This window comes from Nocardia lijiangensis NBRC 108240 (assembly GCF_001613045.1).
Classification (GTDB): Bacteria; Actinomycetota; Actinomycetes; order Mycobacteriales; family Mycobacteriaceae; genus Nocardia; species Nocardia lijiangensis.
Window position 1 is genome coordinate 60,092 of record NZ_BDBP01000031.1, and the last position, 26,015, is coordinate 86,106.

The 26,015-nt window shown below is 66.6% G+C and carries 23 protein-coding genes and 4 tRNA genes; 2 read left to right on the forward strand and 25 right to left on the reverse strand.

The annotated features are described in order from the left end of the window. Nucleotides 1-65: 65 nt before the first annotated feature. The 14 genes from rpoB to rplJ form a co-directional block, all read right to left on the reverse strand. Nucleotides 66-3,557 (reverse strand): DNA-directed RNA polymerase subunit beta, encoded by a 3,492-nt coding sequence (rpoB, locus tag NL1_RS12545; protein WP_067838304.1) that lies wholly within the window; start codon nucleotides 3,555-3,557, stop codon nucleotides 66-68. A 456-nt stretch (nucleotides 3,558-4,013) separates the two neighbouring features. Next, nucleotides 4,014-4,682 (reverse strand): hypothetical protein, encoded by a 669-nt coding sequence (locus NL1_RS12550; protein ID WP_067838307.1) that lies wholly within the window; start codon nucleotides 4,680-4,682, stop codon nucleotides 4,014-4,016. Then, nucleotides 4,679-5,380, reverse strand: coding sequence for a hypothetical protein (locus NL1_RS12555; RefSeq protein ID WP_245673207.1), 702 nt, complete (start codon nucleotides 5,378-5,380; stop codon nucleotides 4,679-4,681). Before NL1_RS12555 ends, NL1_RS12550 begins: the two co-directional genes overlap by 4 nt. A 30-nt stretch (nucleotides 5,381-5,410) precedes the next feature. Further along, nucleotides 5,411-6,652, reverse strand: coding sequence for an MCE family protein (locus tag NL1_RS12560; protein ID WP_067838308.1), 1,242 nt, complete (start codon nucleotides 6,650-6,652; stop codon nucleotides 5,411-5,413). After that, nucleotides 6,649-7,914, reverse strand: a complete 1,266-nt coding sequence (locus NL1_RS12565; RefSeq protein WP_067838311.1) for an MCE family protein — start codon at nucleotides 7,912-7,914, stop codon at nucleotides 6,649-6,651. Before NL1_RS12565 ends, NL1_RS12560 begins: the two co-directional genes overlap by 4 nt. After that, a complete protein-coding gene (locus NL1_RS12570) occupies nucleotides 7,911-9,182 on the reverse strand; it encodes an MCE family protein (RefSeq protein ID WP_067838313.1) in 1,272 nt (423 codons plus the stop codon). The genes NL1_RS12565 and NL1_RS12570 overlap by 4 nt, the downstream gene beginning before the upstream one ends. Before the next feature lies 1 nt (nucleotide 9,183). Further along, entirely contained in the window at nucleotides 9,184-10,194 is a 1,011-nt protein-coding gene (locus NL1_RS12575) for an MCE family protein (RefSeq protein WP_067838315.1), read from the reverse strand. Beyond that, nucleotides 10,194-11,270 (reverse strand): MCE family protein, encoded by a 1,077-nt coding sequence (locus NL1_RS12580; RefSeq protein WP_174553410.1) that lies wholly within the window; start codon nucleotides 11,268-11,270, stop codon nucleotides 10,194-10,196. Before NL1_RS12580 ends, NL1_RS12575 begins: the two co-directional genes overlap by 1 nt. Continuing rightward, nucleotides 11,267-12,619, reverse strand: coding sequence for an MCE family protein (locus NL1_RS12585; protein ID WP_067838318.1), 1,353 nt, complete (start codon nucleotides 12,617-12,619; stop codon nucleotides 11,267-11,269). The genes NL1_RS12580 and NL1_RS12585 overlap by 4 nt, the downstream gene beginning before the upstream one ends. A gap of 15 nt (nucleotides 12,620-12,634) precedes the next feature. Beyond that, nucleotides 12,635-13,501 carry an MlaE family ABC transporter permease gene (locus NL1_RS12590; RefSeq protein WP_067838321.1) on the reverse strand — a complete coding sequence of 289 codons (867 nt, stop codon included), beginning with the start codon at nucleotides 13,499-13,501 and terminating at the stop codon, nucleotides 12,635-12,637. Between the two features lie 3 nt (nucleotides 13,502-13,504). Further along, the gene (locus NL1_RS12595) at nucleotides 13,505-14,278 is read right to left on the reverse strand and encodes an MlaE family ABC transporter permease (RefSeq protein ID WP_067838323.1); all 774 of its coding nucleotides are present in this window, start codon (nucleotides 14,276-14,278) and stop codon (nucleotides 13,505-13,507) included. Nucleotides 14,279-14,309: 31 nt separating this feature from the next. Further along, a complete protein-coding gene (locus NL1_RS12600; protein ID WP_174553411.1) occupies nucleotides 14,310-15,386 on the reverse strand; it encodes an ABC transporter ATP-binding protein in 1,077 nt (358 codons plus the stop codon). Between the two features lie 243 nt (nucleotides 15,387-15,629). Next, nucleotides 15,630-16,007 (reverse strand): 50S ribosomal protein L7/L12, encoded by a 378-nt coding sequence (gene rplL / locus NL1_RS12605; RefSeq protein ID WP_067838329.1) that lies wholly within the window; start codon nucleotides 16,005-16,007, stop codon nucleotides 15,630-15,632. Between the two features lie 60 nt (nucleotides 16,008-16,067). Continuing rightward, nucleotides 16,068-16,601: a 50S ribosomal protein L10 gene (gene rplJ, locus NL1_RS12610; RefSeq protein ID WP_067791433.1), complete on the reverse strand. Its 534-nt coding sequence runs from the start codon at nucleotides 16,599-16,601 to the stop codon at nucleotides 16,068-16,070. Between the two features lie 450 nt (nucleotides 16,602-17,051). Here rplJ and NL1_RS12615 point away from each other — a divergent pair, with 450 nt between their 5' ends. After that, a complete protein-coding gene (locus tag NL1_RS12615) occupies nucleotides 17,052-18,677 on the forward strand; it encodes an MFS transporter (RefSeq protein WP_067838332.1) in 1,626 nt (541 codons plus the stop codon). Nucleotides 18,678-18,812: 135 nt separating this feature from the next. Here the strand turns inward: NL1_RS12615 and NL1_RS12620 are convergent, their stop codons facing one another. From NL1_RS12620 to NL1_RS12670, 11 genes are all read right to left on the reverse strand, one after another. Further along, entirely contained in the window at nucleotides 18,813-19,385 is a 573-nt protein-coding gene (locus NL1_RS12620) for an NADPH-dependent FMN reductase (protein ID WP_245673208.1), read from the reverse strand. A gap of 105 nt (nucleotides 19,386-19,490) precedes the next feature. Beyond that, nucleotides 19,491-20,204: a 50S ribosomal protein L1 gene (gene rplA / locus NL1_RS12625; protein ID WP_067838337.1), complete on the reverse strand. Its 714-nt coding sequence runs from the start codon at nucleotides 20,202-20,204 to the stop codon at nucleotides 19,491-19,493. 110 nt (nucleotides 20,205-20,314) lie between these two features. Further along, complete coding sequence (gene rplK, locus NL1_RS12630; protein ID WP_067838340.1) at nucleotides 20,315-20,749, reverse strand: 50S ribosomal protein L11; 435 nt, start codon at nucleotides 20,747-20,749, stop codon at nucleotides 20,315-20,317. A gap of 249 nt (nucleotides 20,750-20,998) precedes the next feature. Further along, nucleotides 20,999-21,772 carry a transcription termination/antitermination protein NusG gene (gene nusG / locus NL1_RS12635; protein ID WP_174553412.1) on the reverse strand — a complete coding sequence of 258 codons (774 nt, stop codon included), beginning with the start codon at nucleotides 21,770-21,772 and terminating at the stop codon, nucleotides 20,999-21,001. A 115-nt stretch (nucleotides 21,773-21,887) separates the two neighbouring features. Beyond that, a complete protein-coding gene (secE, locus tag NL1_RS12640; RefSeq protein ID WP_067838345.1) occupies nucleotides 21,888-22,283 on the reverse strand; it encodes a preprotein translocase subunit SecE in 396 nt (131 codons plus the stop codon). Between the two features lie 31 nt (nucleotides 22,284-22,314). Next, nucleotides 22,315-22,387: transfer RNA gene (locus tag NL1_RS12645), tRNA-Trp, on the reverse strand. A 237-nt stretch (nucleotides 22,388-22,624) separates the two neighbouring features. Next, nucleotides 22,625-23,692, reverse strand: a complete 1,068-nt coding sequence (locus NL1_RS12650; protein ID WP_067838418.1) for a fused (3R)-hydroxyacyl-ACP dehydratase subunits HadA/HadB — start codon at nucleotides 23,690-23,692, stop codon at nucleotides 22,625-22,627. A 187-nt stretch (nucleotides 23,693-23,879) separates the two neighbouring features. Continuing rightward, complete coding sequence (rpmG, locus tag NL1_RS12655) at nucleotides 23,880-24,050, reverse strand: 50S ribosomal protein L33 (RefSeq protein WP_011211653.1); 171 nt, start codon at nucleotides 24,048-24,050, stop codon at nucleotides 23,880-23,882. 41 nt (nucleotides 24,051-24,091) lie between these two features. Continuing rightward, a tRNA-Met gene (locus NL1_RS12660) sits at nucleotides 24,092-24,167 on the reverse strand. Nucleotides 24,168-24,249: 82 nt separating this feature from the next. After that, nucleotides 24,250-24,322, reverse strand: a tRNA-Thr gene (locus tag NL1_RS12665). Nucleotides 24,323-25,217: 895 nt separating this feature from the next. Continuing rightward, nucleotides 25,218-25,300: transfer RNA gene (locus tag NL1_RS12670), tRNA-Tyr, on the reverse strand. A 176-nt stretch (nucleotides 25,301-25,476) separates the two neighbouring features. On the opposite strand from NL1_RS12670, the gene NL1_RS12675 reads away from it, so the two are divergent. Next, nucleotides 25,477-25,968 (forward strand): YajQ family cyclic di-GMP-binding protein, encoded by a 492-nt coding sequence (locus NL1_RS12675; RefSeq protein WP_067838420.1) that lies wholly within the window; start codon nucleotides 25,477-25,479, stop codon nucleotides 25,966-25,968. The last annotated feature ends 47 nt before the right edge of the window (nucleotides 25,969-26,015 follow it).

Sequence of the window (26,015 nt, forward strand, 5' to 3'; positions counted from 1 at the left end):
ACTAGTTGGTTGTTCGCGATGGGCGCGGACGTCGTCGGTAACCGAGTTCGTCCGCGCCCGAACGCCTAGTTCGCCAAATCGTCGACGGTGGCCGCTTCGTTCCTGGACAGGTTGATGCCCAGGTTCGCCGCGGCGCGCTCCAGGTCCTCGTCCTCGCCTTCGCGCAGCTCGATCGCGGCGCCGTCCGAAGACAGCACCTCGACGTTGAGGCACAGCGACTGGAGTTCCTTGAGGAGCACCTTGAACGACTCCGGAATGCCCGGCTCCGGAATGTTCTCGCCCTTCACGATCGCCTCGTAGACCTTCACGCGGCCCACGACGTCGTCGGACTTGATGGTGAGCAGTTCCTGCAGGGTGTATGCGGCACCGTAGGCCTGCATCGCCCAGCACTCCATCTCACCGAAGCGCTGACCACCGAACTGCGCCTTACCACCGAGCGGCTGCTGGGTGATCATCGAGTACGGGCCGGTCGAACGCGCGTGGATCTTGTCGTCGACCAGGTGGTGCAGCTTCAGGATGTACATGTAGCCCACCGCCACCGGGTACGGGAACGGCTCGCCGGAGCGGCCGTCGAACAGGGTGGCCTTGCCGTTGTCGTCGACCATGCGCTCGCCGTCGCGGTTCGGCAGGGTCGAGCTGAGCAGACCGGTCAGCTCCTCCTCGCGGGCGCCGTCGAACACCGGGGTGGCGATGTTCGAGTCGGCGGGCGCGCCGAACATCTCCTCCGGCAGGTTCGCCGCCCACTCGGGGTTGCCGTCGACCTGCCAACCGGCCTTGCCGATCCAGCCCAGGTGGGTTTCCAGGATCTGGCCGATGTTCATACGACGCGGCACACCGTGGGTGTTCAGGATGATGTCGACCGGGGTGCCGTCCGGCATGAACGGCATGTCCTCGGTCGGCAGGATCTTGCCGATGACACCCTTGTTGCCGTGGCGACCGGCGAGCTTGTCGCCGTCCTGGATCTTGCGCTTCTGCGCCACGTACACGCGGACCAGCTCGTTGACGCCCGGGGGCAGGTCGTCCTCGTCGTCGCGCGAGAACACGCGGATGCCGATGACCTTGCCGGACTCACCGTGCGGCACCTTCAGCGAGGTGTCGCGGACCTCGCGCGCCTTCTCACCGAAGATCGCGCGCAGCAGCCGCTCCTCCGGGGTCAGCTCGGTCTCACCCTTCGGGGTGACCTTGCCGACCAGGATGTCGCCGTCGCGGACCTCGGCGCCGATGCGCACGATGCCGCGCTCGTCCAGGTCGGCGAGCACCTCGTCGGAGACGTTCGGGATGTCCCTGGTGATCTCCTCGGCGCCCAGCTTGGTGTCGCGGGCGTCGATCTCGTGCTCTTCGATGTGGATCGAGGTGAGGACGTCCTCTTCCACGAGGCGCTGCGACAGGATGATCGCGTCCTCGTAGTTGTGGCCTTCCCACGGCATGATCGCCACGAGCAGGTTCTTGCCGAGGGCCATCTCACCGTTCTCGGTGCACGGACCGTCGGCCAGGACCTGGCCCTTCTCCACCCGCTGGCCCTCGTCCACGATCGGGCGCTGGTTGGAGCAGGTGCCCTGGTTGGAGCGAGCGAACTTCCGCATCCGGTAGGACTTGCGGGTGCCGTCGTCGGCCATGACCGTGACGTAGTCCGCGGAGACCTCCTCGACCACGCCGGCCTTCTCGTTCACCACGACATCGCCTGCATCGGTCGCGGCGCGCAGCTCCATGCCGGTGCCCACGATCGGGGCCTCGGAACGGATCAGCGGCACGGCCTGACGCTGCATGTTCGCGCCCATGAGGGCACGGTTGGCGTCGTCGTGCTCGAGGAACGGGATCATGGCGGTCGCGACCGACACCATCTGGCGCGGCGAGACGTCCATGTAGGTCACCTCGGTCGGGGCGACGAACTCCATCTCCTCGTTGCCGCGGCGCGCGAGCACCCGGTCCTCGAGGAAGTTGCCGTCGGCGTCGACCGGCGAGTTCGCCTGGGCGCGGACCTCGCGGTCCTCCTCGTCGGCGGTGAGGTACTTGACCTCGTCGGTGACCCGGCCCTCGATGACCTTGCGGTACGGCGTCTCGATGAAGCCGAACGGGTTGACCCGCGCGTACACCGACAGCGAGCCGATCAGGCCGATGTTCGGGCCTTCCGGGGTCTCGATCGGGCACATGCGGCCGTAGTGCGACGGGTGGACGTCTCGGACTTCCAGGCCAGCACGCTCACGAGACAGACCACCCGGGCCAAGCGCCGAGAGGCGGCGCTTGTGGGTCAGACCCGACAGCGGGTTGTTCTGGTCCATGAACTGCGACAGCTGGGAGGTTCCGAAGAACTCCTTGATCGCGGCGACGACCGGGCGGATGTTGATCAGGGTCTGCGGCGTGATGGCCTCGACGTCCTGAGTGGTCATGCGCTCGCGGACGACGCGCTCCATGCGGGAGAGACCGACCCGGATCTGGTTCTGGATCAGCTCGCCGACGGTGCGCAGGCGACGGTTGCCGAAGTGGTCGATGTCGTCGACCTCGACGGGCACCTCTTCGCCGCCGGGGGCGGTCATGACCTTGTCGCCGGAGTGCAGGCGCACCAGGTACTCGATGGTGCTGACGATGTCTTCCTTCGTCAGCACCGAACCGATGACCGGCTCGTTCAGGTGGATGCCCAGCTTCTTGTTGATCTTGTAGCGACCGACGCGAGCCAGGTCGTAGCGCTTCTCCTTGAAGAACAGGTTCTCCAGCAGGGTCTGCGCGGACTCCTTGGTCGGCGGCTCGCCCGGACGCAGCTTGCGGTAGATGTCCAGCAGCGCCTCGTCCTGACCGGCGGTGTTGTCCTTCTCGAGCGTGGACATCATGATCTCGGAGAAGCCGAAGCGCTCGACGATCTCCTCGGTGGTCCAGCCCAGCGCCTTCAGCAGCACGGTGACCGGCTGACGACGCTTGCGGTCGATGCGGACGCCGACGGTGTCGCGCTTGTCGACGTCGAACTCCAGCCACGCGCCGCGCGACGGGATGACGCGCACGCTGTGCAGGTCCTTCTCGGTGCCCTTGTCGATGCTGTGATCGAAGTAGACGCCCGGGGAGCGGACCAGCTGCGAAACGACGACACGCTCGGTGCCGTTGATGATGAACGTGCCCTTGTCGGTCATCATCGGGAAATCACCCATGAAGACCGTCTGGCTCTTGATCTCACCGGTGTTGTTGTTGATGAACTCGGCGGTGACGAACAGCGGCGCCGCGTACGTCATGTCCTTTTCTTTGCACTCATCGATCGAGGCCTTGACCTCTTCGAAGCGCGGGTCCGAGAAGGACAGGGACATGGAGCCGGAGAAGTCCTCGATCGGCGAAAGCTCCTCGAGCACCTCCTCGAGTCCGCCGGTGAGGCCGACGTCGCCGCGAGCGGCCGCACGCTCGCGCCATTCCGACGAACCGACCAACCAGGAGAACGATTCCGTTTGTAGATCGAGAAGACCCGGCACTTCCAAGGGTTCACGGATCTTCGCGAAGGAGACCCGCTTGGGGGCTCCAGGGATACCGGCAACTGCCTTGGTCTGGGTGGAGACTGCCAAGATGCGTCCTTCCAGCACCTCACGCGCGTCGCGTGGTGGTCCGCGACCGTCGCTTGCTTCTGCTACGAATTCCGCTGGTCACAACCCGAACGAAACCCGAACAGGCAACAACGGAAGTAACACCGGAAGGGCGAAACTTACGTGTGCGAATCGAGGTATGGACAGGAGGCAGCCAGCGCAAAGTCCAAACCTACACTCCTAGACACGGAGGTGTCAAAGTACCACCCGTGTGATCCTCCACGCCGCTGGCGCGCCGTGGGGCGGCACGCCGGGCGGCATGGGCAAGCGGCCCGCTTGCCGACCCCGTTCGGGCGATGCCCGGCGCCCGGATCGCTGGCTGCGTCGAGGGCCACGGGGCGGCTGAAACCACTTGTGACAGCTGCCGCTGTTGTGAATAGCGTGACGGGTCCGGCGAAGCTCGTCAAGTGCCCGGCCCGACCCGCCCCCACCGGGATACGGCGGCGCGGACCAAGATCACTGGTCGACGATGCCGCTGGCCAGCCAGCGACCGTCCACCTTCTGCATGCGCAACACCACCGGCCCGGCGACGCTCTGCTGGGCGACGCCGTCCTTGGTGGCGCTCACCACGAGATTCACCAGCAACTCCGCGCGATCCTCGGTGAGCATCGTCACGCCGATCGGGTCGGCCTTGGCATCGGCGCTGGTCTGCGCCTGCCGGATGGCGTCGACGGTGGTGGCGGCGAACTTGTCGAGATCGGTCAGCATGGCGCCGGTGACCACTTGGCGTACCGCGGCCTCGTAGCCGTCGATGGTCGCGATGTCGTACCCGTAGATGGTCCGCAGGGCGTGGTCGGCGGCGGCGCGCACCTCTTCGGTCGCGCTGGTGTCGACGAACGCCCGGTTCTCGTCGGGCACACCGGGCCGCAACGCGGCGACGACGGCGAATCCGGCGAGCAACACGGCTGCGACGATCGCAGCGGCGACCGGCGCCCAAGAACCGGCGGACGGTACGCGGCGAGCGGTCTTGCGGCGCGGGCGGCTCGCGCGTTCGTCGCCGGTCGGGATATCGCGCGGCGCGGTCGGACGCGCCGAGGTGACCTTGGGCCTGCGGGTGGGGCGCGCGGCGGGCTGTGCGGTGCGCCGTTTCGGGGTGACGCGGTTGACGGGGCGGCGGTTGTTCATCGCGGTCCCTCCTGCGCCGGGGCACCCTCGGTCGGCGCGGGAGCGGCGGGCGGCTGCGCGCCCGGCTGTCCGAGCCCGCCAGGACCGGGCCCCTCCAGCAGCACCGGCTGGGTCAGCGAGGCCACCTGCTCGGCCTTCCAGACGTCGCCGTCCTTGGTCATGTCCAGGCTCCACGTGTAGCGGTAATCGGAGACCGACTTGTCCGGCTTCGACTCCGTCACCTGCAGTACCACCAGTGCCGTCGCCTTGTCCCGCTCGCTGTTCAGCGAGGTCAGCGCGGCGCCGAGCACTTTGGACTTCATGCCGACGGCCGCCTGCGCGGCCATCTGCTCGGACTGCTGCTGGTTCTTCGTCGCCGACTCCAGGATCGGTCCGGTCATCGACGACCTGGCCAGCGCGAGCGAACCAGGCACGTCGTCGAGGTTCATCGAGGTCATATTGAGCGCGGCCTGGCGCGCGGCGTCCAGCGCGGAATCGCGGGCATCGGCGCGCGGGCCATCGGTGAAGAACGCCGCGCGGACCCAGCCCCCGCCGAACCACAGCGCGACGACCAGGGCGACGGCGAGCGCACCGAACGCCACCGCGCTGACCACGAACGGCAGACGGCCCGAACCGGCCCCTGTCGAGGACTCGGCGGCAGCCGGGCTCTCCGACTCGGGCTCGGCGGCCGCCGATTCCTTGGACAGGTCAAAGCTCACGACTGCACACCATAACGTCATCCTTCCTGGTCACCGCTTCGGCGTGACCCCCATCAGGGTGGCAAGCTGCACGGCGATCGGGTTCAGGTTCAGCTTCTCCGGGTCGACCTTCGGGTTCTCGTCCCAGGGCTGCACGATGCTCGGATCGGCCAACTCGGCCCGCTCGCCGCCCCGGACCGCGGTCGGGTTGCCGAACGGCACAAGGCATTTCGCGTCCTTGTTGAACGGGAACTCGTCACGAGTGTCGTCGAAGTCCGGGTCCTGCGCCTTCATCTGCTCGAGAATGCGCTGGGTGCCCTCGTAGCCGACGGTGCAGGCGGGCGGGTTGTTGGTCTCGAGCACCAGGCCGAAGTGGCTGGTGCCGTCGCCGGGCGCGGTCGCCGACGCGCCGAGCGACAGCTGCGGCAGCATCTGCAGCAGCGGCCGCAGCGCGTAGAACTTGGGCGAGATGCCCTGCAACAGCACGCGCAGGTTGGCCAGATCCTCGGTGAGCGCGCCGCCGCTCTCGTCGAGCAGGGCGCCGAGCTGCTCGCCCGCGTCGGTGCCGGTGCCGATCAGCCTGCGCACCGCGGGGTCGCTGGAGCGCAGCTGCGCGGTGAGCTTGTCCAGGCCGTCGCTGAACCTCCGGATCGCAGCCCCCTGCTCGGCCTGCGTCGTGAACACCACCCTGCCGTCGCGGATCAGCTGGATGGTCTGCGGCAGCGTCTCGTGGAACGTGATGGTGAACTCGTTGAGCGACTGCAGGAAGACCCGCAGGTCGTCACCCTTGCCGTCGAAGGCCTTGCCCAGCTCGGTGACGGTGGTGTTCAACGCCTCCAGGTCCACCGTCCTGGTGAAGTGGTCGACGCTGGAGATCAATTGCTCCACCGAGATCGGAAGCTGCGCGCCCTCGATCACCGAGCCGTCCTTCAGGTACGGGCCGAGGTCGCTGTCCGGCTGCAAGTCGACGTACTGCTCGCCGATGGCCGACCGATTCGCCACCACGGCCTTCGCCGAGGCCGGGATCCGCGGCGAGTCGGAGTCGATGACCAGCGTCATGCTGACGCCTTCGTCGGTCAGCGCCACGTCGCCGACCCGGCCGACCGGGACGCCCCGATAGGTCACCTCGGCTCCCGGGTAGATGCCGCCGGTCTGCTCCGCGTCGACGCGCACGTCGTACTGGCCGAACCCGAGCATGTGGTCGAGCCGGATGTACTTGGCGCCGACGAAGGCCACGCCGACCACAGCGATCACCACGAAGACGATCAGCTGGTTGCGAACGAGACGGGTCATCGCGGCTCACCCCCTCCTTCGGCGCCGCCGGGAGGCGTCACACCGAACTGGTCGAGCAGCGGCCCGAGCGGGTTCGGCACGGGCACGCCGGGTGCGGGCAGCACCGCCATGGTCGGCGGCAGCGGGAACAGCGACACCGTGGGCCAGCCGGGGCGCGGACCGTTGCCGTTGTAGTACGGGTTGGACGGGTCCACGTTCACCGGCGGACCGTACGGCGGCGGGATGTACACCGGATCCGGTTTGCCGACACCGAGATTGCTCAGCGTGACGCCGATCTGCTGGTCCACCGAGAGCCAGGTGTTGACCTGGCCGCCGAAGGTGCCCTCCAGCGAGGAGTCGGGGAACGGATAGGTCGGAATCAGCGGGAACGCGGTCACCAGGTCCGGCGCGGCGCGGCCGAGTTCCTGCAGCGTGGGCCGCAGCGAGTTGAGGTCGCGGATCAGGTCGTCCTTGGCGGTGTTCAGCACGTCGAAGCCGGCCTGACCCACCCGGTCCAGCTGGGTGAGCAGCGAAATCAGTTCGGGCCGTTGCTCTTCCAGGATCCTGATGCCCTCGGGCAATTCGTCGAGGATCTTGGCGATCTGCTCGGTCTGGCCGCTCACCCGGCTGCTGAGCGTGGCGAGCCCGTCGATGGCGCGCGTGATGTCGTCGACCTGCTCGTTCAGCCCGCCGATCAAGGTATTGGTCTGCTCCAGCAACGAGCGCACCCGGTCCTCGCGACCGCCCAGCGTCTTGTTCAGCTCCGTGACGATGGGCTTCAGTTGCGCGACACCGCCGCCTTGGAGCAGCAGCGATATGGCGCCGAGCACCTGTTCGATCTCGGTGGCGTGGCGGGTGTTCTCGATCGGGATCACCGCGCCGTCGGCCAGCTTCGCCGGATCCGGGTCCGCGGCGGGCCGGGAGAGCTCGATGAACTTCTCGCCGAGCAGATTCGACTGCCGTACCTCCGCCCTGGCGTTGGCGGGCAGGTCGACCGAGCCGTTGATCAGGGTGCGCACGCTGGCGGTCCAGCCGTCCTGCGCGAGCACGATGTCCTCGACCCGCCCCACCGGCACACCCTCGACCTTCACCGCGGACTGCGGCACCAGGTCGAGCACGTCGTCGAAGTGGATGTCGACGTGGATGGGATGCGGGCCGACATCGGCGCCGCCCGGCAGCGGCACGCTGTAGATGCCGTCGGCGGAGCACGAACTGATCAGCGCGACCGAGACGGCGAGCGCCGCCGCGGTCAGCCCGCGGACGATCGGCTTGGTCGTCGTCATCGCTCACCTCCCTGCTCCGACGGCGGCAACTGGTTCGACGGCGTGCCGGGCACGGTGCCAGGCACGGGGTCGCGCTGCAGGTTCTCACCGGAGAGGATGCCGAACGGCAGGATCAGCGTCGGGGTCTTCACCCCCGCGGTGATCTGGTCGGTGATCTCCTTGCAGTGGTCCAGCAGCGGGCGCATCTGACGGCCGAGCGCCTCGAAACGCGGGTCGCCCGGCATCAGCTTCGACAGGTCGAGCATCCTGCAGACCGTGCCGAACGGGTCCTGCAGATCGGTGAAGTTGGCCCGCATGTCGAGGGTTCCGGACTCGGCGTTGTGGATGTTGACCAGGTTGCTCAGCGCGAGGGGAATCACCGGAAGCGCGGCGGCGAGGTCGTCGCGCTGATCGGCCAGTGTCTTGGTCAGGGTGGTCAGCGCCTCGGCGTTCTCCGCGACCAGCGCGCGGTTGTCGTCGATGAACCGCGCGATGTCGCCGAGCGCGACCGAGAGCAGCTGCAGCGCCTCACCGAGGTTCTGCCGCTCACCGGCCAGAAATCCGGCGAGATCGGCCAGCTGCGTGTTGAATTCGCGCACCTGCTGATCGTTCTTCGCCAGCATGCTCACGAAGCTCTGCAGATGCTTGACGGTCTCGAAGATGTCGCCGCGCGCCTCGGACAGGTACCTGGCCGCGGCGGAGAGCTGGGTGATGCTGTTGGCCAGCGCCTCGCCGTTGCCCGCCAGATTGGCCGCCGAGGTGCGCACGAGCTCGTTCACCGCACCCTCTTTGTTGGCGCCGTCCGGGCCGAGGGCGTCACTGAGTTCGGCGATGCTCTTGTAGAGCTGATCGACCTCGACGGGGGTGACGGTGCGTTCCCGCGGAATCGTCGCGGTGCGACCCATCTTCGGGCCGCCGCGATAGACCGGGGTCAGCTGGATGTAGCGGTCCGAGACGACCGACGGGGTGATCTGCGCGGCCTGCGCGTCGACGGGCACGTCGTAGCCGCGGTCGACGGTCATCACGATCTTCACCTGGTCGCCCATCGGCTCCACCGATGCCACCCGGCCCACCGGCACGCCGAGGATGCGCACGTCGGAGCCCTCGTAGATGCCCACCGAGCGGTCGAAATAGGCGGTGATCCTGGTGGTGGTCAACCGGTCGAAGCCCCACCACAGCACCCACCCGGCGACCAGCGCGAGGACGACGCCGAGCGCGATGCCGATCTTGGTGCCCCGGCCCGATTCCCGGAACGCGGTGAGCGGATCGCTGCGCCAGCTCGCGGCCACGTCAGTTACCTCCCATGTTCCGTACCGGGTCCCGGTAGCCGGGGATCTCCGGCAGCGCAGGCGGCAGCAGGTTGACGATCACCGCGTCGAACCACCGGCCGGTGCCGAGCACGTTCGCGTACAGGCCGTAGAAGGGGGCCGCCAGCTCCAGCGTCTTGGAGATGTTCTGCTGGTTGGCGTTCAGCAGGTCGATCGCGGCGGCGAGGTTGGTCAGCGCCGGACCGATCTGCTCGGAGTTGTCGGCGACCAGCGCGCTCAGCTCGACCGACACCGACTTGGCGCCGACGAGCAGCTGGTGGATGGCCTGCTGACGGATGTTCAGCTCGGCGAGCAGCTGTCCGCCGGAGGCGAGCAGCCGTTCGAACTCGGCGTTGCGGTCGGCGAGCACCTCGGTGGTCTGCCGCGTCGCCTTGAACAGCCGCTTGAGTTCCTCGTCGCGCTTGGCCAGGGTCTCCGAGAGCCGCGCGACGCCGTCGATGGAGCCGCGGATCTCCGGCGGCGTTGTCTCGAACGCCTCGGCGAGCACCCGCATGCTGGTGGCCAGCTGGGCGGTGTCGATCTCCTCGATGTTCGCTGCCGCGTCCGAGAAGGCGTCCACCACGTCGTAGGGAGACACGGTGCGCGACAACGGAATCGGCTTGCTCGGATCGGCCGGGCGCGAACCTCGCGGATCCAGTGCCAGGTACTTCTGGCCGAGCAGCGTCTTGATCTGGATGGAGGCGGTGGTCTCGTTGCCGATCCAGGCGTCCTTGGTGCGGAATTCGACGAGCACCCGGTCGCCTTCCAGGCGGACGCCGGAGACCGAGCCCACCTTCACGCCCGCGATGCGAACCTCGTTGCCCTTCTTCAGGCCCGCGGCCTCGGAGAACTCGGCGCTGTACTTGGTGCCCGCGCCGATGATCGGCAGCCGGTCCAGGGAGAACGCCGACATCGTCACCAGCACCACCATGGCGAGGCCGAGCACGCCGAGGAAGACCGGGCTGCGCTTGCCGAGGAGGGTCCGATCGTCCATCAGCGGGCCTTCCCGTGGCAGCGCGGCGCGGCGTTGGTGTACAGCGGCTGGTTGATGGTCGGCAGGCTCGCGGGCAGGTTGAGCTGCGGCGCGTCCACCGCGCCAGGGCCGACCACGATGTCGATGCCGCACAGGTAGAACTGGAACCAGGAGCCGTAACTGCCCACCCGCCCGAGCTTTTCCATCTTCACCGGCAGCGTGGCCAGCGCCAGGTTCACCTCGTCGGAGCGTTCGTTCAGTGTCCCGGTGAGCTGGTTCAGGCCCGCGATCGTGCCCTGCAGGGAAGGCCGGGTGGGAACCAGCAGTTCCGAGGTCGCCGTGGCCAGGTTGCCCAGCGAGCTGATCGAGCGGCCGACGGTGTCGCGTTCGGCGGCCAGGCCGGAGACCAGCGCTTCGGTGTTGACGATGAGCTCGTCGAACTGGTCGTCGCGCTCGTTGATCGTCTCCAGCACGGCGGTCAGGTTCTCCACCAGCTCGCCGATCACCGCATCCTTGTCGGCGATCTTGTTGGTCAGGCTCGCGGTGCTGGCCACCAGGTCGTGGATGGTGCCCTGCTCCCCCTGGAAGACCTGGATGATCTCGTACGAGAGCTTGTTCACGTCCTCGGCGGTCAGCGTGCGGAACAGCGGACGGAAGCCGTCGAACAGCGTGGTCAGGTTCAGCGCGGGCCTGGTCCGGTCCAGCGGGATGGTGCCGCCCTCGTTGAGCTTGCGGCCCTGCTCGCCGGTGCCCTGCTCGAGCGCGATGTAGCGCTGGCCGACCAGGTTGCGGTACCGGATGGTCGCGGTGGTGGAGGCGGGCAGCCAATCGCGGTCGGTGAGTTCGAATTTCACCTCGGCCCACCGCTTGTCGACGATCGAGACGCCGGTGACCTTGCCGACTCGCACGCCGGCGATGCGCACCTCGTCACCCGGGTTGAGCGAGGTGACGTCGGTGAACCGCGCCTTGAACAGCGTGCCGCCGCCGGTGTAGTTGGCGATCGAAAGACCGAGCATCGTGGTGACGAACAACGTCACGATCACGAAGACGATCAGTTTGGTCAGCGGCCCGCCGAGGCCGCGCAGCTTTTCCTTCATCGCACGCTCACCTCGCTGCCTCGGAAGGCGGGCGCCCCGATCCTGGTCACCCAGCCCGGCACTTCTTCGGGTGCAACCCCCTGCGCCGCACCGTAGATCGCGCCGAGCGACTGCTGCTCGCTCGGCGAGCCCGCCAGCGTCGGCACCTGCGCCGCCGCGTACACGCCGAACTGCGGAATCGGCAGTTTGCCGCTCTCCTGGTCACCGGGGTAGCGGCTGGGCACCGCGTAGGAGCCGTCGTTGTTCGGGCCGCCGGTGTACTGGCCCGGGTCCATGTTCACCGGGTACTCGGGGAGGCACCAGGGGCCGCGGGTGTCGAGCCAGCGCGGTTCGTCCTGGTTGGGCAGGTACTTGCCGCGGGTGTTGGTCAGCTCGATCGTCACCCGGGAGCCCGGCCGGTCCGTGCCCATGCCGAAGAGCTGGTCGATGCGCGGCTTCATCTTCGCGAAGTTGGCCAGCGCGCAGGCGTAGCTCGGCGAGTACACCGCCAGCTGCTCCAGCGCGGGTCGCGAATCGGCGGCCACGTCGATGATGTTGTCGTGGTTGGCCAGAAAGAAGTCGGCCAGGCTCGACGAGGTCGGGGTCAGCGTGGCGTAGAGGGTGTCGATGTCCGAGCGCCGCTGCACGATGGTGGCGTTGGTAGTGCGCAGGTTGTTCAGCGCGTCGACCAGCTGCGGCGCCGCGTCGGAGTACACCGCGGCTGTCTCGGCGAAGCCGCGCAGACCCTCCTGCAGTTCCGGCAGCACGCCGTTGATGTCGCGGAAGATCGTGTCCAGCTTGTCCACGCTCTCACCCAGCGCAAAACCCTGACCCGACAGCGCCTGGGCGAGCGCGCCGAGGGTGGCGGCCAGATCCTGCGGCGGGATCGCCTGCAGCAGCGGAAGCAAGTCGTCGAGCAGTTTGCTGATCTCGATGGCGTTGCCGCTGACGTCCTGATACAGGGTGACGCCGTCGGTCAGGTGCTGCGGGCTGGCATCCTCGGGGATCACCAGATCCACGTAGCGCTCGCCGAACAACGTCTTCGGCACCAGCCGCGCGGTCGCGTTCACCGGGATCTGCTGGGCCTTGCCGGGATCGATGGCCAGGTCCAATGTCACCTTGCCACCTTCGGACCGGCTCGACCGCACCTCGCCGACCATCACCCCGCGCACCTTCACGTCCGCGTTCTTGGTCAGCGCGTTGCCCACGCTGTCGGTCACCAGGTTCACGTCGACGGTCCGGACGAACTGCTTGTTGTAGATCGCGACGGTCGTCCACAGGAACAGCCCGACGATCACGAAGAACGCGATCCCCAGCAGCCGCACCCGAGTCTTCTCCGTGGACCGCCACGCCTGAGTGCCACTACTCATGCCTCAGCCCCCGCCTCATCCGGCGACCCGCACCGTCGTGGTCGTTCCCCAGATCGCGAGGCTGAGGAAGAAGTCGAGGATGTTCACCAGCACGATGGCGGCGCGCACCGCGCGACCCACCGCGACGCCGACGCCCGCGGGTCCGCCGGTGGCGGTGAAGCCGTAGTAGCAGTGCACCAGGATGATCACGAACGCGAATATCAGCACCTTGAGGAACGAATAGAGCACGTCCTCCGGTGGCAGGAACAGGCTGAAATAGTGGTCGTAGGAACCGCTCGATTGGCCGTTGAACCAGATGCTGATCGAGCGCGACGCGAAGTAGGCGCCGAGCAGGCCGACGATGTAGAGCGGGATGACCGCGACGAATCCGGCGATCACCCTGGTGGTCACCAGGAACGGCACGCCGGGCACCGCCATCACCTCGAGCGCGTCGATCTCCTCGGAGATCCGCATGGCGCCCAATTGCGCGGTGAAGCCGCAGCCCACCGTCGCCGAGAGCGCCAATGCCGCCACCAGCGGGGCGATTTCGCGCGTGTTGATGTAGGCGGTGAGGAAGCCGGTGAGGACGGAGCTACCCAGCGCGTCGAGCGCCTTGAAGCCCTGCAGGCCGACGACCACGCCGACCGAGCCGGACATGAAGACGATGACGCCGATGGTCCCGCCGATCACCGCGAGCGCGCCGGAGCCGAAGGTCACCTCGGCGAGCAGCCGCATGACCTCCTTGCGGTAGTGCACCGCGGTGCGCGGAATCCACGCGATGGCCCGCGAGTAGAACGACATCTGCTCGCCGGCGCGGTCGATCACGTTCAGCGGCCCGCGCGCGATCCGACCCGCCCGGCGGGCCGACTTGGCGAGGACCGGGTTGCGGTAGGAGGTGGCCATCGGTCAGGCGCCCTTGGCCGGGACAACCTGCAGATAGACCAGTGTCAACACCAGATTGACGAAGAAGAGGACCAGGAATGTGATCACCACGGACTGGTTCACCGCGTCACCGACTCCTTTCGGCCCCCCTTTGGGATGCAGCCCCTTGTACGCGGCGATCACCCCGGCGAGCAGGCCGAAGATCGCCGCCTTGATCTCGCCGATCCACAGGTCGGGCAGTTGGGCCAGTGCGGAGAACGACGAGAGGTACGCGCCGGGTGTTCCGCCCTGCAGCAACACGTTGAAGAAATAGCCGCCCGCGATGCCGACGACCGACACCAGCCCGTTGAGCAGCACCGCGACCAGCGTCATGCCGAGCACCCTCGGCACCACCAGCCGCGCCACCGGGTCGACGCCGAGCACCTCCATCGCGTCGATCTCCTCGCGAATGGTGCGTGCGCCGAGATCGGCGGCCACCGCCGACCCGGCCGCGCCCGCGATGATCAGCGCGGTCACCACCGGCGCAGCCTGCTGCACGGTGGCGAGCACGCTGGTGGCGCCCGTGAACGACTCGGCGCCGAGCTGTTTGATCAGCGAACCGGTCTGCAGCGCGACGACCGCGCCGAACGGGATGGCCACCAGCGCGCTCGGCAAGATCGAAACGCTGGCGATGAACCAGGATTGCTCGATGAACTCCCGCCACTGGAACGGCCGGCGAAACATCTTGCGCATCACGTCGACGAACAACGCAAAGACGTTGCCCGCCTGGGCAAACGCCGACTCGACTGGAGTACGCATCCGCGCCAGGGTCGAGTTCACGGGGCGTATGTTACCCGTTGGTTGTGTTGTGGCGCACGGTTGTGTCGAACGAACCGCCCTCGTAGTTACCGACAGCAGGGGCGTTGTACGACATCACTTGTGTGTCGTCGTTCTCCGCCATCGATTCGCGGATCGCGACCTGGGCGGCGTGCGGCAGCGTGTGCATGATCTCGCGCACGCGCGCCCTGCGACGCGCGACCGCCTGACGCACCGGCATGCCCGGCTGCGCCTTCATCTGCGGGATGATGCCCTCGACCTCTTCGGCGCCACCGTGGTGATGGCCCGCGTCGACCATCGCCTGCTCGCGCGCCATCTGCGCCTCGTCCTTCTCCTCGGACATGCCGATCGGGCCGATCATGCGGCCGTTGAGGAACTGCTTGACCACCGGCTCCTCCGAGGTGAGCAGCACCTCGCGCGGACCGAACATGACCAGCTGGCGGCGGAACAGCATGCCGATGTTGTCGGGCACCGTGCGCGCCAGGTTGATGTTGTGGGTGACGATCAGGATCGTCGCGTCGATCTGGGCGTTGATGTCGATCAGCAGCTGCGACAGGTACGAGGTGCGGACCGGGTCCAGACCGGAGTCGGGCTCGTCGACCAGGATGATCTGCGGGTCCAGCACCAAGGCGCGAGCCAGACCGGCGCGCTTGCGCATACCGCCGGAGATCTCGCCGGGCAGCTTGCCCTCCGCACCGAGCAGACCGGTGAGCTCGAGCTTCTCCATGACGATCTTCTTGATCTCGGCCTCGCTCTTCTTCGTGTGCTCACGAAGCGGGAAGGCGACGTTGTCGAACAGGTTCATCGACCCGAAAAGCGCACCGTCCTGAAACAGCACACCGAACAGCTTGCGGATCTCGTAGAGCTCCTTGTTCGAACAGGTCGTGATGTCGGTGCCGTCGATGTAGATCGAACCGCGCTCGGGACGGAGCAGGCCGATCAGCGACTTGAGGAAGACGGATTTACCGGTACCCGACGGACCGAGTAGCGCGCTCACCTCGCCGGAGGGCAAGGTCAGGCTGACATCCTGCCAAATACGCTGCGAACCAAAAGACTTGGTTACACCCTCGGTCCTGACCTCGACGCCCACGCCAACCTCCACAATTTCTCAGCGAGCAGCCCACCGGCGAACCGCGCTCGGCTTCGCGGTGCGTCACGTCACAGTGGGTTCGGTCACTGTAACCCATGAGGGAGACGGGGCACACCCCAACCTGACTCCAGAGTAAGCCGAATGTGCTCGCGATTTTCGACAATCTCGCTCGAAAGTCCCCCGGAAAAAGCAAACGGGCGGCCCCCCGAAATGGGGAACCGCCCGCTCGAGTAATTCGTGGAATTACTTGACCGAAACCTTGGCGCCGGCCTCTTCCAGCTTCGCCTTGGCGGCCTCGGCGGCGTCCTTGGCGACCTTCTCCAGGATCGGCTTCGGGGCACCCTCGACCAGGTCCTTGGCTTCCTTCAGGCCCAGGCCGGAGACGATCTCGCGGACCACCTTGATGACCTGGATCTTCTTGTCGCCCGCACCCTCGAGGATGACGTCGAACTCGTCCTGCTCCTCGGCGGCCTCGGCCGGAGCGGCAGCACCGACGGCGGCGACGGCGACCGGAGCAGCAGCGGTGACCTCGAACTTCTCCTCGAACTTCTTGACGAAGTCCGACAGCTCGAGCAGGGTCATGTTGCCGAAGGTCTCGAGCAGTTCGTCAACGTTGGCCATTGTTGTTTTCCTTTCGGTAGTTGGTGTCCGTGGGGGGCGTGCTGCCCGCGCACAGGGGTATTACTCGGCAGCTCCGCCTTCGGCGCGCTTCTTCTCCTCCAGCGCGGCGGCCAGGCGGGCCACCTGCGAAGCGGGAGCGTTGAAGAGGCCGGCGGCCTTGGCCAGGTTGCCCTTGAGGGCGCCGGCCAGCTTGGCCAGCAGGACCTCACGGGTCTCCAGGTCGGCGATCTTCTCGACCTCGGCAACGGACAGCGCAGCGCCGTCCATGTAGCCGCCCTTGATGATGAGCGCCTTGTTGTCCTTGGCGAAGGTCTTGAGCGCCTTGGCCGCGTTGACCGGCTCACCCTGGATGAAGGTGATAGCGGTCGGTCCGACGAACAAGTCGTCCAGGCCCTCCACGCCCGCCTCGGCGGCAGCGCGCTTGACCAGGGTGTTCTTGGCGACGGAGTAGGTAGCCTCCGCGCCGAGCGCACGCCGCAGTTCGGTGAGCTTGCCGACCGACAGGCCACGGTATTCCGTGACAACGGTGGCCGTCGAGTTCCGGAACTGTTCCGCGATCTCCTCGACCGCGGTGACCTTCTCAGCCTTTGCCATACTTCGCCTCCTCTCTGGATGTCGGTTCGTGTACACGAACTACCGATCCGAGAGCCCGGCGACAAAACGAACGCCCCGGACGCAAGGCGTTCCGGGGCGCGAAAGGAAAGATCAACACGAGCCGCAAGGCTCGAATCGACTCCCAGCCTCGGTTCTTCCCTGCGTGGGCCGCCGGCAATGTCGCCGGACCTTCGACCGAACCCATGCGGGATCGGCGACCAACGGTCTTCGGTAGAACGGATTGGGTAGTGATCGAACTCGTCGATAACTGTCGTCCACAGTACCTGGCGCGTCGCCCATCTGCCAAAACGACCCCCGTTCCGGTGCGAATCGGAACCCTTCGGCGATCGAATCGTTGTGGCGCGCGTCACTTTTCACCCTCCGATGTGGCGGATATCGCGGCCAACAAGTGTTACCAACAGTGACAGATACCTGCTTAGCTGCTGAGCTATGGCAACCTCCATAGTCGATCCACCGGTGTTGTTGGAACGACGCAACCAGCGCTTTCTCGCCTTGGCCGTGATCTGCCTGGCCGAACTGCTGGTCGTCCTCGACAACACCATCGTCAACGTGGCCCTCCCCTCGATCGGTGTCGAGCTGGCCACCGGTGTCAGCGGCCTGCAATGGGTCGTCGACGCGTACACCCTGACCTTCGCCGGACTGTTGCTGGCCTTCGGCAACCTCGGCGACCGCTACGGCCGCCGCAAGGTGATGGCCATCGGCCTGATCGGCGTCGCGGTCATGTCCGTCGGTGGCGCACTGTCGGATTCGATGGGCGCGGTCATCACGGCCCGTGCGGCCATGGGCGTGTTCGCCGCGGCCGTCTTCCCCGCCACCCTCGCGCTGATCATCAACATCTTCACCGACCGCCGCGAGCGGGCGCTGGCCATCGCCGCGTGGACCGCCATGGCGGGCTTCGCGATCGCCATCGGCCCGATCTCCGGCGGCTGGCTGCTCGAGCACTTCAGCTGGCATTCGGTGTTCTGGATCAACGTGCCGGTGGCCCTCGCCGCGCTGATCGCCACCCTGCTGTGGGTGCCGGAATCGCGATCCGCCCACGTCGGCAAGCTGGACCTGCCCGGTATCGCGCTGTCCATCGCGGGCATCACGCTGCTCGTGTGGTCGATCATCGAGGCACCGCGCTACGGCTGGCTCTCGGTCACCACCTTGACCGCGGGCGCACTCGGCGTCGCGCTGCTCGCCGCATTCATCGCATGGGAATTGCGCACCGCGGCACCGATTCTGGATATGCGTTTGTTCCGCAATCGGCGTTTCTCGATGCCCGCCTTGTCGATCGCCATCGGCTATTTCTCGATGTTCGGCTTCCTGTTCCTGATCACCCAATATTTCCAAGGCGTGCGCGAGTACACGCCGCTCGAATTCGGTATCGCCTCATTACCGTTCGCGTTCTCGGTCGCCATCGGCGCGCCCGTCGCCACATTGCTCGCGCAACGGTGGGGTACCACGCCGGTGATCGTGTTCGGCCTGCTGCTCACGGGGTTGGGGCTGTATCTCGGCGGCCAGGTGACGGTGGACAGCGGCTACCTCACCGACGTGCTGCCCTCGATGGTGTCGATGGCGCTCGGCCTGGCCATCGTTCAGGGCCCGGCCACCGAATCCATCATGTCCTCGCTGCCGTTGAACGAGGCGGGCGCGGGGTCGGCGGTCAACGACACCACCCGCGAGATCGGCGGCACCCTCGGCGTCGCCGTCCTCGGCTCGATCGTGGCCTCCTACTACACGACCCGCGTCGAGCCGCTGCTCGACCGCGTGCCGAGCGCCCTGATGAACGAGAACCAGAAAAGCCTGGTCGCGGCCAGCCCCCTCAGCGTGCTGGAACTCCGCAAACGCGAACTCCCCGCGTTCCTCGAATCCCAGCGCGAAAACCTCATCACCGCAATGAAATCCGCCGCCCTCCAGGGCTCCCACGCGGCCTCACTCGTCGCCGCCGGTGCGGTCGTGGTCTGCGCGCTCATCGTCGCCGTCTTCCTCCCCTGGGGCGCCGCCCAAGACGGCGAATCCGTCCTCCTCGGCTGGCGCAAATCAGCCGAATCACCCTGCGACCAGCCGGAATAGGCACCGCGCTTCGGAAAGTAGCGGCCGGTCGCAGTCGACCGCTGCGGCCGGCCGTTAGGCGTGTCAGCCCCACAGACGGTTCTCGACTTCCGCCTCCAGCAGCGCCGCGAACGCTCCCTCCTCAGCCAAAGCCACCTAGTTGCCCGCCGCGCCGGTACGAGTCTTTTCGACATGGCGCATCAGTGCATCGAGAGCTTGGCGCGCACCGTCGCGAAAGCCTTGCGCGGCAACGAGTCCGTCGTCACCGATACCGGCGGACAAGACGGGGAGGCGGGCGCACGCCGTGGTGACTATGTCGGCGCCGACGTAGCCCAGGACGCTGGACAGCGTGGCCGTCGCACCGTCGCCACGGCCTGGTGCGGCGACCGTCAGCCAGGCGGTGGGCTTTTCGTGCAGGTCGGCCGTGCCGACGGTCCAATCGAGGAGGTTCTTCAGGCTGCCGGGGAGTGTGCCCGCGTATTCGGGGGTCGAGATCAAGACGGCGTCGGCCCAGGCCAGGTCGTTTCGCAGGTCGACGACCGCCGGATAAGCCGCGGGATCCGCGCCTGGCACGAAGGCCGGCAGCTCCAGCAAGCCTGTGTAGCAGCGAGTTTCGACACTGTCCGGTGCGATGGCGTGCACGGTACGCAGTGCCGCGGTGTTGGTGGAGCCGTCTCGGGTGCTTCCGGAGATCAACAGAATCCTGGTCACGTGGAGTGCAACCAGCAATGCCGGTGGCTTACTCCGATACCACCGCCGGAAATGCGCCGAGGGCGGGAACGCGGATGCGTTCCCGCCCTCGGCGGTGTGAGGTACGGAGACCTCGGGTGCTGCTTACGCGTCCTCTTCGAGGAGGTTGCGGGTGCGGTTCGGGTCCACCGGGATGCCCGGTCCGGTGTTCGTCGAGACCGTCACCTTCTTGACGTAGCGGCCCTTGGCGGTCGACGGCTTGGCACGCAGGATCTCGTCCAGCGCGGCGCCGTAGTTCTCCACCAGCTTGGCTTCCTCGAAGGAGGCCTTGCCGATCACGAAGTGCAGGTTGGCCTGCTTGTCGACGCGGAAGTTGATCTTGCCGCCCTTGATGTCGTTGACGGCCTTGGTCACATCGGGGGTGACCGTGCCCGTCTTCGGGTTCGGCATCAGACCGCGCGGGCCGAGGACACGCGCGATGCGGCCGACCTTGGCCATCTGGTCCGGGGTGGCGATCGCGGCGTCGAAGTCCAGCCAGCCGCCCTGGATCCGCTCGATCAGATCCTCGGCGCCGACGGCGTCCGCACCGGCGGCCTCGGCCTCGGCGGCCTTGTCGCCGACTGCGAACACGATGACGCGGGCGGTCTTACCGGTGCCGTGCGGCAGGTTGACGGTGCCGCGGACCATCTGGTCGGCCTTGCGGGGGTCGACACCGAGACGAACGGCGACCTCGACGGTCGCGTCGGTCTTGGTGGTCGAGGTCTCCTTCGCCAGGCGCGCGGCGGCCAGCGGCGAGTACAGCTTGGTGCGATCGACCTTCTCGGCCGCGGCGAGATACGCCTTGCTTCGCTTTGCCATGATTCTCTGTCCTTAAAGTCTTTGGGTTCAGAAGTGGTTTCCGGGTCTGGCCGACCCTCCCACCGAGTTAGCGGTCAGTCCGCTGTGCTCGACTGAAGCCTTCGCTTCGCTCAGGCTTCGACGGTGATACCCATCGAGCGCGCGGTGCCCGCGATGATCTTCGCCGCCTGATCCAGGTCGTTGGCGTTGAGATCTTCCATCTTGGTCTTGGCGATCTCACGAACCTGGTCCATGGTCACCGTGGCGACCTTGGTGCGGTGCGGCTCGGCCGAGCCCTTCTGCACACCAGCGGCCTTGAGCAGCAGCCTGGCGGCGGGCGGGGTCTTCAGCTTGAAGTCGAAGGACCGGTCTTCGTAAACGGAGATCTCGACCGGGATGACGTTGCCACGCTGCGACTCGGTCGCGGCGTTGTACGCCTTGCAGAACTCCATGATGTTGACGCCGTGCTGACCGAGGGCGGGACCAACGGGCGGAGCCGGGTTCGCCGCGCCGGCCTGGATCTGCAGCTTGATGATCCCGGCGAGCTTCTTCTTCTTGGGGGGCATCTTTCTTCCTTGGTTTCGGGTCCTTACGGTTGCCGTAAGCCTGTTGCGGGCTCGGCCCGCATCCGGGCACGCGGCCCGGCGCTCGCGAACGAATCCAGCTGACGCTGTTCGGATCCGCGCACGAACCCATACACCTTACCGGGGGGCGTGCCCTTGTCCTTCGGGTGGGGCCGGTTGCCCGGCCTCGCGCCAGCCGGTCGGACGCACTCCGCCCTCGTCCCGGAGGCCGGGGCGAGGGCGGAGGTAGGACTAAATCTTGGCGACCTGCGTGAACGCCAGCTCGACCGGAGTCTCGCGACCGAAGATCGAGACGAGCACCTTGAGCTTCTGCTGCTCGGCATTGACCTCGGAGATGCTGGCGGGCAGCGTCGCGAACGGGCCGTCCATGACGGTGACCGACTCGCCGACCTCGAAGTCGACCTCGATGACCGGCTTGGGGGCCACTTCGGCGGCGCTCTCGGCGCTCGCGGCGGCAGCGGCCGCGGGGGCCTTCTTCTGCTGGGCCGCGGGGACCAGGAACTTCACCACGTCGTCGATGGACAGCGGCGAGGGCCGCGAGGTAGCGCCGACGAACCCGGTGACACCGGGGGTGTTGCGCACCGCGCCCCACGACTCGTCGTTGAGCTCCATGCGGACCAGGATGTAGCCGGGCAGCACCTTGCGGTTGACGTGCTTGCGCTGGCCGTTCTTGATCTCGGTGACCTCTTCGGTCGGCACCTCGACCTGGAAGATGTACTCCTCGAGGTCCAGGTTCTGCACGCGGGTCTCGAGGTTGGCCTTCACCTTGTTCTCGTAACCGGCGTAGGAGTGGATGACGTACCAGTCGCCGGGGGCGCGCCGCAGCGCTGCCTTCATCTCGGCGACGGGGTCGGCCGGCTCGGCATCGATCGGGGCAGCAGGTGCGGATTCCTCGACCACAGCTTCTTCGACGGCCGCGGCGTCTTCCGCCTCGTTGTCGGCGGGCTCCACCACCGCTTCGTCGACCGGGAACTCGTCGTTTGTGTCGTTCTCCGGGGTGCTCACTGGGGCACTCGCTTCCTGTGTCGTCACGTACATCCTCTGCGTGCCGGGCCGGGCGCGGCGGATTACTCCCGCCGGTCCGCCCCCGGGATCGGCTACCGGCGTCGGCGTCGTACTACTAGCCGAACAGCCAGTCGACACCCTTGACGAACGCCAGATCCATCCCGCTGATGAACGCGACCATGAAGACCACGAACACCAGAACAACGCTCGTATAGGTGACCATCTGCTTCCGGTTGGGCCAGATCACCTTGCGCAGTTCCGCGATGACCTCTCGCAGGAACTTGATCAAACGCGAGAACGGATTGCCCGCCCCTGCGCGCTTGGCCTTTCCGGCAGTCTTGTCCTTCTTGGGCGACGTCCGGTCGATCGTCGCGATCGAGCCGGTGTCGGCCGACGTGGAGCCAGAGCGGGTCCGCCGGGCGGACCGCTTTCCGCTCGGCCGACTCACCGCGGCGGTGCCATCGCCTTCGTCGGCCGCATGCGCGCCGTGGCGATCCCGCTCGTCGCTCACGTCGATCCTCTCTCCGTCGCTGGCTTAAGGGCAGGGGCGACAGGACTTGAACCTGCAACCTGCGGTTTTGGAGACCGCTGCTCTGCCAATTGAGCTACGCCCCTTTGGTTGGACGATGGAACTCGTTGTCCAACCACTGTCTGTATTCAGTTGTCACTCTGGTCCACACAACACGCGCGCTGCTTCGGCGGTTGCCGGCTCCCATGGGCAGTCCGTCGGAGATCGTCCTCCGGACCGCCTGGAACCAGCCCCACAGAGCAGCGCGCAGCGGCTGGTGACCCCAGAGACCTGAGTGTACGTTACCGCCTAGGCCAATAGCCAATCAGGGTCGATCGACCAGGTCAGGCCAGCTGCACGGTCGCGGTCGCGCGGCCGAAGATCTTCTTGCCCGCCGACTTCGCCACGATGGCGACGACCGCGGTCCGCGTCTCCGGATCCACGGACTTCACCTTACCCGTGTACTCGATTTCGGCCGCCTCGTCGGAACCGACGTAGACCGGGCTGGTGAAGCGGACGTTGTACTCCTTGACCGCGCCGGGATCGCCGAGCCAGGAGGTGACGAAACCGCCGCCGAGGCCCATCGTGAGCATGCCGTGCGCGACCACATTGTCCAGGCCGACGAGCTTGACGACGTCGTCGCTCCAGTGGATCGGGTTGGCGTCGCCAGAGACGCCCGCATAGTTGACCAGATCGCCGCGGGTGAGGCGGACGACGCGTGGCGGCAATTCGTCGCCGACGGAGACGTCCTCGAAATTGATCGCGTGCTTGCTCGGCGCGACCTCCGGGATGACGGTGATCGGGTCGGACGACTCGCTCTGCGCGCCGGTGCGCGGGTGGTGGTCCGGCGCCTCCTCGCCGATGCCGTGCATGAGCACATTGCGGACGGCGTCGGTGAGGTTGGGGTCGATGTCGGCGCCGCTGCGGCCGACGAGCGTGGTGTAGGTGGTGAGCACCAGCTCGTCGTTCTGCGCGGTGACGATGTTCTTGGTGACGATGATGTCGCCACCGAAGGCCTGCCGGAAGGAGTGCAGGTAGACGTCGCAGGTCAACTGGTCGCCGACGCGGATGGGCCGGTGGAATTCCAGGATCTGGTCGGTCTGCATGATCTGGCTCAGGTCGTAACCCGTGACGATCTGCTCGAAAAGCTTGCGCTGGGCCAGGATGCCGACCAGCGAGATGAAGGTGAGGGGCGCAAGCAGACCGTCGTAGCCGTATTCGGCGGCGACGTCCTCGTCCCAGTGCACCGGGTGGTAGTCCTGCACGGCGCGGGCATATTCGCGGACCTTTTCGCGGCCGACCTCGTAGTAGTCGTCGACGCGATAGTGATGACCGACCATTGCCGCGGCGTGGGCGGCGGGATCGAGATCCGCCTCGCTCGCCAGGACCGCTTCTTCTGTACCGGTGTTGATTGTCACGGGAGGACTGTACCTATCTGACCCCGAACCCCGGGGTCGACGAAGCGTTCACCGCCGCAACCAACCCGTACAAAGCGCTCAGGGCCGGACATGAGTCCGGCCCTGCACAGCTTCACGGTTCCGAGATCCCGGGATCAGCGTCCCGGTTGCCCTTCACGCGGCAGTATCACGCGTGGTGGGATCAGCGGGATTCGCGGTGCGCCCGGTGCGTGCCGCAGTTCGGGCAGAACTTCTTCAGCTCCAGCCGGTCCGGGTCGTTGCGCCGGTTCTTCTTGGTGATGTAGTTGCGGTGCTTGCACTGCTCGCAGGCCAAGGTGATCTTTGGCCGGACATCGGTGGACTTCGCGGCCACGACTTTCCTTCTTTCCGGTACCTGATGGGCGTAATCGGTTTTGGTAGCGATGGCCGGACTTGAACCGGCGACACAACGATTATGAGTCGTTTGCTCTACCGACTGAGCTACACCGCCACGGCGTCGCATTGCAGTGGTGCGCGCCCAGCCCCACGACCATGGGTGCGATGCCGAGTCGGTCACCACCGGCAATCCGGCGAGCCCCCTAACGGAATCGAACCGTTGACCTTTTCCTTACCATGGAAACGCTCTGCCGACTGAGCTAAGGGGGCATGACTACTTTCGCACCGTGGTCCAACTTCTCGACCCCGGAGCGGCGAAGTCTTGAACGAGATTACACACCCAACGCTCACAGTTCCAAACCGCGAGGTCAGAGTCGATTTTTCAACGCGAAAAACAGCCCCGAAATCGCGTGCTGAGACCGTGGTCCACACAAGAGGCCGAACTGAGCAAAAACGGGCCCAGCGATGGTCGCCACACGCTCCACGAACCGGGCGAGCAGCGGAGCGCGATCCTGACCGCCCGTAGACCTACTACCGACGTCAGCACCGTCGAGCCGATGGCCGGACACCACAAGAGGCACCGACGAAGCCGAACCCCGAGCCAACAGCCAGCCAAGACCCCACGGCGCCCGGAAACAGGGTCATCATGCGAGAAAGCACCGAAGATCACACCGCAAAGCCCGGATCCCGAAATCCCGACGCCGATTGGACGATCTCGACAGGTCTGCCGCCGCACATGGGTCGCGGATCCACCGGTTCATCCGCGATCGACGCGGAGCGAGCGCGAGTCGTCCGCACCTGGCCCGCCACGCGACCCGCTCCGAACACGAAACGCGCCTCAGATGCGCTCGACGACCGGACCCGACTTCGTCGAACTCTTCCCAGACACCGGCCCGCGGATTTGATCGGCAGGACGAGCAAGCCACAGCCCTCGACGCCGCCGGCTGACCGTTTGGCCGACCCCCTCGCGAGGTCGACCCTTTCGGATCCACCTCGAAACGCGAGCAAACCCCCACCGCCACATCCCCATAAAACGCACCCACTGCAAGGGGGGTCCGGGGGGCGAAGCCCCGCCGGGCGGGGCGTGGGGGTTGCACCCCCACAAGGAAATACGAAGCGAGCCCCACATGCGCTTTCTGCATGTAGGGCTCGCTTCGTAGCGGAGTGGCAGGTGTAGGATTCGAACCTACGTAGGCTTTCACCGACAGATTTACAGTCTGCTCCCATTGGCCGCTCGGGCAACCTGCCTTACGTGCGCTTTCTCGGCGCGCAGAGCAGAATACAACGAACCCCGGTGTCGAATGCAAACCGGCTGGCCAACGGCCCTGCGGCGGGACTACGGTCATGCGGCCGGGTAGAACTACGATGACCGGTTGCACCCGGTGTACGTGAGCCCGTCGGACCGTCAGGAACAGGAGCGCAGTGTGGCCGATTCGTCTTTCGATGTCGTCAGCAAGGTCGAGCGGCAGGAGGTCGACAACGCTCTGCATCAGGCGGAGAAGGAGCTGAACACTCGCTACGACTTCCGCGGCACCGGCGCGAAGATCGAGTGGTCCGGTGAGGAATCGATCGTGCTGACGGCGGAGGCCGAGGAGCGGGTGAAGGCCGCGCTCGAGGTGTTCAAGGAGAAGCTGATCCGGCGGGATATCTCGCTGAAGGCGTTCGACGCGGGTGAGCCGGTGCCGTCCGGCAAGACGTACAAGATCACCGGCAGCCTGGTGCAGGGCATCGATGCCGAGAAGGCGAAGAAGATCTCGAAGAAGATCCGCGACGAGGGCCCGAAGGGCGTGAAGGCGCAGATTCAGGGCGACGAGCTACGGGTGAGCAGCAAGAAGCGCGACGATCTGCAGGCCGTGATCGCGCTGCTGAAGGGCGAGGATTTCGGTATCGCGCTGCAGTTCGTCAACTACCGATAGAGGTTGCGCCGCAACGCCTTTCGTTGCGGCCTAGCGCAATTCGAACC